At 66.3% G+C, this 9,902-nt stretch carries 13 protein-coding genes; 8 read left to right on the plus strand and 5 right to left on the minus strand.

Features of this window, described 5'->3' with window-relative positions; translation table 11 throughout:
• Window positions 1-45: 45 nt before the first annotated feature.
• The 3 genes from GJ633_RS03450 to GJ633_RS03460 are packed head-to-tail and all read right to left on the minus strand — an operon-like array spanning window position 46 to window position 2,863.
• A complete protein-coding gene (locus tag GJ633_RS03450) occupies window positions 46-288 on the minus strand; it encodes a hypothetical protein (protein WP_156587188.1) in 243 nt (80 codons plus the stop codon).
• A complete protein-coding gene (gene nrfD / locus GJ633_RS03455; protein WP_321168888.1) occupies window positions 285-1,607 on the minus strand; it encodes an NrfD/PsrC family molybdoenzyme membrane anchor subunit in 1,323 nt (440 codons plus the stop codon). The genes GJ633_RS03450 and nrfD overlap by 4 nt, the downstream gene beginning before the upstream one ends.
• Complete coding sequence (locus GJ633_RS03460) at window positions 1,604-2,863, minus strand: 4Fe-4S ferredoxin N-terminal domain-containing protein (protein WP_156587189.1); 1,260 nt, start codon at window positions 2,861-2,863, stop codon at window positions 1,604-1,606. The genes nrfD and GJ633_RS03460 overlap by 4 nt, the downstream gene beginning before the upstream one ends.
• Window positions 2,864-3,211: 348 nt before the next feature.
• Between GJ633_RS03460 and phoU the strand changes: the two genes are divergently transcribed.
• The 6 genes from phoU to GJ633_RS03490 all read left to right on the plus strand — a co-directional run bounded on the left by phoU (window position 3,212) and on the right by GJ633_RS03490 (window position 6,375).
• Window positions 3,212-3,886, plus strand: a complete 675-nt coding sequence (phoU, locus tag GJ633_RS03465) for a phosphate signaling complex protein PhoU (protein WP_156587191.1) — start codon at window positions 3,212-3,214, stop codon at window positions 3,884-3,886.
• Window positions 3,887-4,056: 170 nt separating this feature from the next.
• The gene (locus tag GJ633_RS03470; RefSeq protein WP_156587193.1) at window positions 4,057-4,452 is read left to right on the plus strand and encodes a thioesterase family protein; all 396 of its coding nucleotides are present in this window, start codon (window positions 4,057-4,059) and stop codon (window positions 4,450-4,452) included.
• 84 nt (window positions 4,453-4,536) lie between these two features.
• Window positions 4,537-4,776: a glutaredoxin family protein gene (locus GJ633_RS03475; protein WP_156587195.1), complete on the plus strand. Its 240-nt coding sequence runs from the start codon at window positions 4,537-4,539 to the stop codon at window positions 4,774-4,776.
• A gap of 10 nt (window positions 4,777-4,786) precedes the next feature.
• Entirely contained in the window at window positions 4,787-5,320 is a 534-nt protein-coding gene (locus GJ633_RS03480) for a cob(I)yrinic acid a,c-diamide adenosyltransferase (protein ID WP_321168889.1), read from the plus strand.
• Window positions 5,321-5,430: 110 nt separating this feature from the next.
• Complete coding sequence (locus tag GJ633_RS03485; RefSeq protein ID WP_156587197.1) at window positions 5,431-5,988, plus strand: mechanosensitive ion channel domain-containing protein; 558 nt, start codon at window positions 5,431-5,433, stop codon at window positions 5,986-5,988.
• A 48-nt stretch (window positions 5,989-6,036) separates the two neighbouring features.
• A complete protein-coding gene (locus GJ633_RS03490) occupies window positions 6,037-6,375 on the plus strand; it encodes a DUF4870 domain-containing protein (RefSeq protein ID WP_156587199.1) in 339 nt (112 codons plus the stop codon).
• Window positions 6,376-6,416: 41 nt separating this feature from the next.
• Here the strand turns inward: GJ633_RS03490 and GJ633_RS03495 are convergent, their stop codons facing one another.
• Window positions 6,417-7,781 (minus strand): MFS transporter, encoded by a 1,365-nt coding sequence (locus tag GJ633_RS03495; protein ID WP_156587201.1) that lies wholly within the window; start codon window positions 7,779-7,781, stop codon window positions 6,417-6,419.
• 222 nt (window positions 7,782-8,003) lie between these two features.
• Between GJ633_RS03495 and GJ633_RS03500 the strand changes: the two genes are divergently transcribed.
• Together GJ633_RS03500 and GJ633_RS03505 are read left to right on the plus strand one after the other, a co-directional pair.
• Window positions 8,004-8,594, plus strand: coding sequence for a hypothetical protein (locus GJ633_RS03500; protein WP_231741218.1), 591 nt, complete (start codon window positions 8,004-8,006; stop codon window positions 8,592-8,594).
• Between the two features lie 3 nt (window positions 8,595-8,597).
• A complete protein-coding gene (locus tag GJ633_RS03505; protein WP_156587204.1) occupies window positions 8,598-9,080 on the plus strand; it encodes a DUF892 family protein in 483 nt (160 codons plus the stop codon).
• Window positions 9,081-9,218: 138 nt separating this feature from the next.
• On the opposite strand, the gene rpsB is transcribed toward GJ633_RS03505, so the two are convergent.
• Window positions 9,219-9,902, minus strand: a 684-nt coding sequence (gene rpsB, locus GJ633_RS03510; protein WP_156587206.1) for a 30S ribosomal protein S2, incomplete at its 5' end; no start/stop codon positions are given.

Raw genomic sequence — 9,902 nt, forward strand, 5'->3', positions numbered from 1 at the left:
GGGCGATCCGTGCCGGTACCCGACGTGAAGGGGAGAGGCGCCGTCTCAGAAGAACAGCGCCCCGATGACGAGCGTGGCGAGCAACAGCCCGCCCCAGAGGACGGTCGTCAGCCCCGCGAGGTATCCCACGCCGAGCAGTCCGGCGAACCGGTCGCTGGGGTCGCCGACGAACCACGCGACGACCATCGCGTACACCGGCAGCAGCACGATGCCGAAGATGAGGTACGTCCCGGGACCGACGAACGGAAGCGCGTACTCGGGCGCGCTCGCTACCACGGTCGGATTCATGTGTCCACCTCCTCGTAGTCCTCGATCGCGTGCAGTTCGACGACGGGGATCACCTTCGAGACGACCAGGAAGAACAACGCGACGATCCCGACGGTCCCGGCGAGCGCCGACAGCTCGACGGCCGATGGCGTGTACGCGCCCGGCACGCCGTTGTACAGGTCGAAGTGCGCGTGCTGGAGCCCCTCGACGACGAACAGCACCTTCTCGACGAGCGTCCCGACGAGCACCCCGACCGACGCGACGACGAGCGCCGGGATGCTGAACAGCGTCGGTCGCAGCGACGACGCGAACACGTACAGCATGGCGGCCGCGACCAGGCCGATCGCGACCCAGTACAGCGGCGTCGATATCTTCACCTCCGTCGCGTGCTGGAGCGTCGTCGGCGCCGCGAAGATTCCCGTGATCACCTGCTGGAGCTGGAGCCACAGGAAGATCAGCCCGAAGAACCCGAGCCACTGCCCGAGCCCCCGAAACACCGCGTCGGGGATGAGCGCCTCCCAGTCGTACGCGTATCGGAACGCCGCCGAGACGATGACGATGCCGCTCACGGCCGACGTCAACGCGATCGAGAGGAACGAGGGACCCTGAACGCCGCCGTGCCAGCCGGCCATCGACGGGAGCAGCGCGAACAGCCACGGGATCACCCCGCCGTGGAGCAACAGCGGCGCCATGATGATGATCGCGAACGCGAGCCACCACACCATCCGCTCGACGACCGCGTCCTCCGTCTCGGAGTAGCCGACCAGCAGCGCGCGGTAGAGCGGCTCCAGACGCGGCGGGAGCCGGTCGCGCAGCCGGCTGACGTCGTACCGGATCGTGAGAAGCAGGTACGTCGCCGTCAACACGAAGTACGCCGTGATGACGGTCACGTCCCACATCAGCGGCGACCACTGGACGCAGGTGGGCCACGCGGGTAGGACGCTCGTCACGAGCCGGTCCGGCCGGCCGACGTGGATGAGGATGAAGAGCCCGGCACAGGAGAGCGCCGCGATCGTCAGCAGCTCGGCGAGGCGGGCCACCGGCTGGTAGGTGTCCATCCCGAGGAGGCGGACCGCCGCCGACAGGATGATCCCGCCGTGGGCGATGCCGACCCACCAGATGAACGCGCCGATGTACAGCCCCCACGGCACGCCCCCGCCGGAGCCCCAGTCGGAGAGGTTGGTGACGACGAGCCCGTGTTGGAGCTGCTGGACGTAGAACGCGAGCCAGACGCCGATGAGCCCGAGCGCGACCGCCAGCGCCGCGACGTATCGACGCGAGAGCGTCTCGATCGGCCGGAGGAGCGTGTCGCGGTCGACGGACGTCACGTCGACGCTCACGCGCTCTCACCCCCTTGCGTCGCGGTCGCGCCGTCGTCGAGCACCTCCTTCCGGTCGTCGACGAGCCCCATCTCCTCGTAGGTCACGGGCCCCTCCACCTGTTCTGCGTGCGGCGACGGCTCGTTGCCGACGAACGTGACGTTCGGCTCGGTGCCGCGCTCGGCGAGCAGTTCGAACGTCGAGACGGTGTGTTCCTTCCGGTCGGGGAACTCGGAGGTGTCGTTCGGCTGGGCTTCGCGGTACTCGCGGAGGTGGCGGTTCGGCGCGCTCTCCGGGTCGTTCAGGTCGCCGAAGTGGATCGCGTCCATCGCGCAGGCCTCCTCGCAGGCGGTGGTACCGACCAGGTCCTCGCCCATCGCGCCGTCCTGGCGGTCGACACAGAACGTACACTTGCCCATCACGCCCTCGGGCGGTCGGTTCCCGACCCAGCGGCCGCGGTCGTCGTACTGGGTGTCCTCGTCGATCTCCGACTCGGGAACGTCCGGCTCGCCCCACTGGAAGTAGTTGACGCCGTACGGACACGACACCTCGCAGTACCGACAGCCGATACAGATGTCGTAGTCCGTGAGCACGAGCCCGTCCTCCGTGCGAGTGTGGCGCGCGCCGACGGGGCACACCTTCGTACACGGCGAGTCCGTGCAGTGTTGACAGGTGCGCGGCAGGAAGTTCTCGTCCGCCTGCCCCTCGTCCTCGTAGGCGAAGACGTACATCCAGTGGGCCCCCCGCGAGAGGTTGTGCTCCTGATCGCAGGCGACCATGCAGGCCAGACACCCGTCGCAGTTGTTGAGGTTGATCGTCATCCCCCAGCGGGTACCCTCCTCGTCGTCGCCGGGCGCATCGGCGCCCCCGCCCCCGTCCTGTCCGGCGGCGTTCTGGACCGTTCCCCAGCCGCCGACGGCGAGTCCGCCGGCGACCGCGGCGCCCTTCTGCATCACGGAGCGCCGCGACTCGTCGGTCTCGGGGTCGACGTCCGCCAGTACCGACCCGAGGTCGTCGAGGAATCCTTCCCCACTCCCCTCCGCCTCGTCGGGGTCCGGGAGGTCGATCTCCCGGTCGTCGATGTCGAACTCCTCGACGATGCGCTCGTGGTATCGACGGTAGAACTCGACCTCGGAGAGCTCGCCCGCCGACACCCGCTGGGCGTCGCGGGCCATCTCCAGGCCGAGTTCGGTGTCGTACTCCGTCTCGTCGAGGAGTCGCCTGTGCCGCTCCTCGTCGTCGGGTGACGTGTACAGTGAGTCGTCGTCGGTGCTCATGGTGTGAGTCCGGTTCGGCAGGGCGCCGCGCGGACGGTTGGGGGGCCGCCGGACGCGTCCGCGACGACACGCCGCCGGTCGGGTTGCAGAGAGTGGTTGTCACGCATGGCGGTCCCCATCCACGCTCGTGGTCCGGCCGCGTGATCAATCGTTATCTGCGTTCCGCGGCGCTGAGAACGCCCTCGAAGATGTTCGCCCGTCGTCGAATAAACCCCGAATCGGGGTGGGACGCGACCCCGATCGCCACCACGGAAGCCGTGCGGGCCCGTCCGTGGGCTCTCGGCGGCTCCCTCGAACCGCGCCGACGGTGTGTTTTTGTACGTTCGGTGTGGCGAATACGCCAGTACGATGCCACGCGAACAGTACCAGACGAAACTCGAGAACCTCCGCGACGACGTCCTCTACATGAGCGAGCTGGTGGCAGAGCGGCTCCGGATGGGTCTCGACGCGCTCGAACGGCAAGACGGCGAGTTGGGCGAGGAGGTCATCACCGGCGACGCCGAGATCAACAACCTCTACCTCGAGCTGGAGGGGAAGTGTACGGACCTCATCGCGCTCCAACAGCCCGTCGCCGGCGACCTGCGCTTCATCGCGGCGTCCTTCAAGATCATCACCGACCTCGAACGGATCGCCGACCTCGCGACGAACCTCGGCGGGTACGCGAAGCAGGCCGAACGCGAGGTGTTCCCCGACGTGGACGTTCAGCGTATCGGCGACGACACGCTCGCGATGCTGGAGGACGCGATGGCCGCCTACGCCAACTCCGACCCGGAGCAGTGTTACGCCGTCGCGGAGGCCGACGACGACGTCGACGCCGCTTGCGAGGCGGCGAGCGACCTCGTCGTGCGGGATCTCATCGAGCGCGACGAGCTCCACGAAGACGGCGACGTCGAGGCGACGATGCAGAACGTCTCGCGGCTCCTGTTGACGATCCGCGACCTGGAACGCGTCGGCGACCACGCGGTCAACATCGCGGCCCGGGCGCTGTACATGATCGAGAACGACGACGAGTTGCTGTACTGATCGGCGGTTCGACGCCCGGACGACCCGACGGTCGGTCCCGTCGAGGACCGTACCGCACTGGCGGGATCGCTCGGAACCGACGAGAGGATTCTCGGAACCGACGAGCGGGCGCTCCCAACCGACGAGCGGGCGCTCGGAACCTCCAAGGGGACCACGGTACACGGAGTCGTATGGTGTACGCGACGGAGATTCCGGTCCGGTTCCGCGACGTCGACGCCCTGGGACACGTCAACAACGCCGTGTACGCGACGTACCTCGAACAGGCTCGCGTCGAGTACATCCGGGACGTGCTCGGCGCTGACGTCACCACGGAGCCGACGGTGCTGGCGTCGCTGACCATCGACTACCGCCGGCCGGTCGAGTTGGCCGACGACGCCGTGACGGTCACGGTCGCCGTCGACGACGTCGGCCGGTCCAGCCTGACGATGAGCCACGAGATCCGCGTCGACGACGGGGTCGCCGCCGAGGCGGAGGGAACGCTCGTCGCGCTCGACCCGGAGTCGGGCGAGCCCCGGGAGATCCCGCGTGAGCAGCGGTCTGCGATACGCGAGTACCGCGACCGCTGACGTTGCCGTCGGGGGACGCGGACACCCCTCTCCCCGTCGAGGGGCGCGGACAACCTTCTTGCCGCCGCGCGGCGAAGGGCGCGTATGTCTCTCCGACTGTACGCCCTCGACGGGTGTCCGTACTGTGAGAAGGTGGCCGACGCGCTCGACGACGCCGGCGTCGCGTATCGGACCGAGTGGGTCGACGCGCTCCACTCGGACCGCGACGAGGTCAAGCGCGTCAGCGGTCAACGCGGCGTTCCCGTGCTCGTCGACGCCGACCGCGGGGTGACGATGGCCGAGAGCGCGAACATCCTGGAGTACGTCGAGCGAACGCTCGCGTGAGGTGTCCGACGTGACCATCTACACCGGCCGCGGCGACGATGGCGAGACGGACCTCCGGGACATGAGCCGCGTGTCGAAATCGAGCGCGCGGATCGAGGCGTACGGGACGGTCGACGAGGCGAACGCGCTGATCGGGACCGTGCGTCCCACGGGCCACGACGACCTCGACGATCTGCTGTCGACCGTCCAGAACCACCTCCACGTGGTCCAGGCGGACCTGGCGAATCCGGACCCCGACCCCGAGGACCCCCGCGTGGAACCGGACCACGTCGATCGCCTCGAAGGCCGGATCGACGCACTCGACGAGGAGCTGGAGCCGCTCAGGTCGTTCGTCCTCCCCGGCGGCGGCACGGCCGGCGCCCGGTTGCACCACGCGCGGACCGTGGTTCGGCGGGCCGAGAGACGCTCCGTCGAACTCGCCCGATCGGAGCCGATAAACGAGACCGTCGTCGTCTACCTCAATCGGCTCTCCGACCTCCTGTTCACGCTCGCGCGGGTCGCGAACGCGCGAGACGGCGAGCCCGAGGAGTCGCCCTCGTACTGACCGAACCCCGATTCTCCCGGCGACACGCTGTCCCCGTCTCGCGAAGCGGCGCAAACCGTCGACGGGCGGCGCCCCACACCTTTTCGTGCCCGGCCGTCGTCGCGGTGGCCATGACGCTCTCGACGCTCCTCTCTCGGGCGATCGCCGAGTTCGTGGACGGTATCGTCGCCGCGGTACCGCGAGCCCTCTCGGGGCTCGTCTTCCTCGCGCTCGCGTACGCGACCGTCCGGATCGTCCTCGCGGTCGTCCGAGCCTCGATAGACCGCGTGTACGTCGGCGACAGGGAGCTCGTCGGCGACCTCCTCGTCACCCTCGTCGCCGTGTTCCTGTGGTTCGGCGTCGCGCTCACCTTCCTGAAGATCGTCGGTATGGGTGACATCGCGGCGAGTCTGGGCACCGCCGTCGGGTTCATCGCCCTCGGGGTTTCCTACGCGCTCTCCGAGATGATCGAAGACACCGTCGCCGGCGTCTACCTCCTGCGAGACCCCGACTTCAACGTCGGCTATCGCGTCGAAGCGAAGGGCGTGACGGGGACGGTCGCCGCCATCGAGCTCCGGAAGACCCGAATCGACACGGACGACGGCGACCGGATCGTGCTCGCGAACCGGGAGATCGAGCCCCGGTGGACCCACGACGCGTCCGGGTCGGTGGCGCCCACCGACGACTAACGACGGCGCCCACCAACGACTAAGTACCCGGCTTCGGATCGAAGGATCATGGCACACGCGACCGACCCCGACGGCTCCGGCGGTGGAAACACCACGATGGCGGCGATCACCCACATCCTCGCGCTGTTCACTTGGCTGATCGGCCCGCTCGTCGTCCTGTTCGTGACCGAAGACGAGTTCGTGAAAGAGAACGCCCGGAACGCGATCAACTGGCAGATCTGGCTGACGATCTACTCGCTCGTCGCCGCCGTCCTGGTCTTCGTCGCGATCGGCGTCTTCCTGTTTTTGCTCCTGGGCGTCCTCGATACGATCTTCGTGATCGTCGCGGCCGTCAAGGCGTCCGACGGGACCGCGTGGAGCTACCCGCTCACGATCGACTTGCTGTGAGTCACAAACTGTGAGTCACAAAAGACGGCCTGCTGAGATCCTCAGACGTAGGCTTCGAACTCCTCTCCGAACGCGAGGAAGTAGCCAGTGCCGACGACGCCGATCACCGCTGCGATCGTGAACGCTATCTCCGGGCTCACGAACTCCCAGAGGTAGCCGCCCAGCGCGGCGCTCGGGATGACGACCGTGTTTCGCAGTAGATAGTACGTGCCAGTCACGCGCCCGCCAGCACCTTGCTCGGCGGGCCCGACGATCAACGCCTTGTGCGAGGGCAGGCCGGCGAACCGAAGCCCGGAGAACGCGAAGATGAGGACCATCGCCCACGAGAGCGGCATCACCGGAGCGAGGACCTCCGGCCCACTGATGAGCACGACGGGGAAGAGGGCGTACACTGCGAATCCGAGGGCGACGATCGGCTTGAGCCCGACGCGCTCGGCGGCTTTCGCCGCCGGAGCCATCGAGAAGAGCGCGATGAGCATCTCGACACCGAGCAGGTAGCCGAAGAACGCCTCCGGCGAGAGATCGATACCGTACGAGAAGTCCGCCAGCGAGACCGTCGTCTCGAACCCGACCTCGTAGAACTGCGTGATCACCAGCACGAAGAAGACGTAGACCATCCCGTTCGCGAATCGGACGAGCGTATCGCCCACGAGGAGCGGACGAAGTGGGTCGGGCATCTCACGCAGGTCCCGTCTGATCTGCTCGATACCCTCGAACGAGTCACCGATGGAGTCCTCGCTGGCATCGTAGAGGACGTGCTGGGCGACGGTCCCGACGATCCCGAAGACCACCGCCACGGCGAGGACGTACTGGAAGCTCACCGTGAAGTCCGGATGGAAGCCGATGAGGACGGCGGCGAGTACCGGGCCGATAAGGAACGCCGTCCGGCGGAACGTCTCGGTGCTGGCGAACCCGGCTGCCAGTCGCGAGGGATCGGTCGCTTGCTTGACGACCGCGAACGTCGCGCCGAGGCCGAACGATTTCCAGCCCTGCGCGAGCAGCAGACCGACGAAGATCCAGATCCAGGGTGGGATCGTCACGTTGGCAATCGTGATCACACCAATATGCGGCGCGACCAGCCAGACCCCGAACCCGAGCGTCGAGATCAACCCGAACAGCGTGAGTGCATATCGCGACCCGAGTCGGTCCGAGAGAGCGCCACCGGGATACGGAAACACCGCCGAGACGATGTTGCCGACGGTCCCGAAGAGGCCGACGACGAATCCGGATGCCCCGAGCGCGACAATGTACTCGGGGATAAATCGGCTGGTCATCTGGAAGCCGAGACTGAACGCGAACATCGCCAGCGACAGCACCAGTACGTCTCGTTCGAGGGCGAAGAACTGCCGAAACGTGTCTAACGGCCCCGAGTCGTCCGTTTCAACCGTGACTTGTTCCTGACTCATCTTTGAAATGGCGAGATTCTCACATCGGGCACGGCGCCTGTCGCTCCGATATCGTCTCGGTTGGTTCCACGAGCCGTTCTGATACCGGTGTCGGATACTGAGACACGAGGCGATGCATACGTGTTTCTCTCGCCAAGCGGTAAATAATATTTCTATGGTCGTGTAGTGTCTCCGATTTACTTTCGGCCGGTTTTTACTCCCTCGCTGCCCACCACGCTGTATATGACCGGCCGCAAGAACGCGATGCTGACGACCGAAGACCGGCGGTGGTTGACGGGCGAGAAGACCTACGACGGGCAACACGCCAAGCAGCAGCGCTACCAGCGACGGAAAGATATCCGCGAACGGGTCTACAATTCGATGCTGGATTTCTCGATCCTGTTCGAAGCGCTCGAGGAAGACGAGTGGCGAGAGATCCTCGGTGAGGTGGACGATGCCGGTCGTCAGTGGCGGGACGCGGACGATGACCTCCAGGCTGGCGTTCGTGACGGGCTCGCGTTTCTGCTCCGGAGCGTCGGTATCGTCGCGTTGATGCGAGCGGACGACTCGACCGGTGGGACGATCCCCGAGCGAATGGTAACGACAGCGATCCGGCGGGCGGGTCACCGCGACGGGATGCTCGTCGAGTCGGTCTCCGTGGATATTGACGCGACGGACGTGGGTATCCCCGAACTCCTCGAAGAACTCGAGGCCGGCGGATCGGTCTCGCCGAGCGGCCTCTACGTACTGATGGAGAGTGGAGCCGTCGATACCGACGCCGTACAGGAGTGTCTGCGTGACCAGCTCTTCGATGACTGCACGGAGGGGGTGTAACAGATGTCTATCACATCGAAGCGCGAACTATTCGACCGGGAACTCCGGAAACTCTACCACGCAGAGATCGAGATTCTGGACCTCCACAGCGATCTCGCCGCAGCCGCGGCCAGCGACGAAGTGACGGCGATCTTCGGTGCCCACGAAGGCGATACCGTCGAACAGATCGACCGCATTGAGGCGATCTTCGCGACGCTTGACATGGAAACGCGTGAACAGGGGAGTCCGATTATGGAGGGACTCATCGCAGAAAAGGATCAGTTCGTCCTCGAGATCGAAGACGACGAACTGCGTGACTTGGACGTTATCAACATCGGAATGATCAACGAACGGCTGGAGGTAACCCTTCTAGACCGGCTCATTCTGCTAGCCGACGAACTCGGTCTTCCAGCTCCGACCGTCACGAACCTGGAAGCGAACCGAGAGGAAGCACGGTCGGCGCTCGCACGAATGCAGCAATATCTTGAGGAACGACGGGTCACGTGACGACCCACGCTCATGGCGGTCGTTGTACTCCAGTTCGTACCCGACCCTTTCGAGTGCCGCGGCACCGCATTCGATACGATATCTGAAAGGGAGTGGTTCACCAGCGCCAGTAACGTCGAACTCGAAGGAAACGCCGCGTTACAGTTCGTCCTCGAAGTCCTCGAGGGCGAACACGGTGTCGGCGCCGCGGCGGTCGAGCGTCTCGTTGGCGAGCAGCCAGTAGACGACCGACAGCGCGCGCCGACCCTTGTTGTTCGTCGGGATGACGAGGTCGACGTTCGACAGCTGGTTGTTCGAGTCGCACATCGCGATCACGGGGATGCCGACGGTGATGGCCTCCTTGACGGCCTGCGCGTCGCCGATCGGGTCGGTCACCACGACGACGTCCGGCTCGATGTAGCCGGCGTAGTCGGGATTCGTCAGCGTGCCCGGAATGAACCGTCCGGTGCGGGCGCGGGCGCCGATGGCGTCCGCGAACTTCTCGGCCGGGAACCGGCCGTACTGCCGCGAGGACGTGACGAGGATCTGCTCGGGGTCGTAGTTCGCGAGGAAGTCGGCAGCGGTGCGGATCCGCTCGTCCGTCCGGCTCACGTCGAGCACGTACAGCCCGTCGTCGCGGACGCGGTGGATGAACCGCTCCATGTCCTTCGTCTTCTGCTGGGTCCCGATGTGGACACCCGCAGAGAGGTAGTCCTCGACGGGAATCAGCAGGTCGACGTCGTCGTCGGGCATGACGTCGTCGTCGAACGGCGAGGCGTCGTCCGCCTCGTCGGGCGCGTCCTCGGCGCCGACGTCGTCTGCGGCGTCCGCGGGTGCGTCGGC

The sequence above is a fragment of the Halorubrum sp. CBA1125 genome (genome assembly GCF_009742825.1).
Taxonomy (GTDB): domain Archaea; phylum Halobacteriota; class Halobacteria; order Halobacteriales; family Haloferacaceae; genus Halorubrum.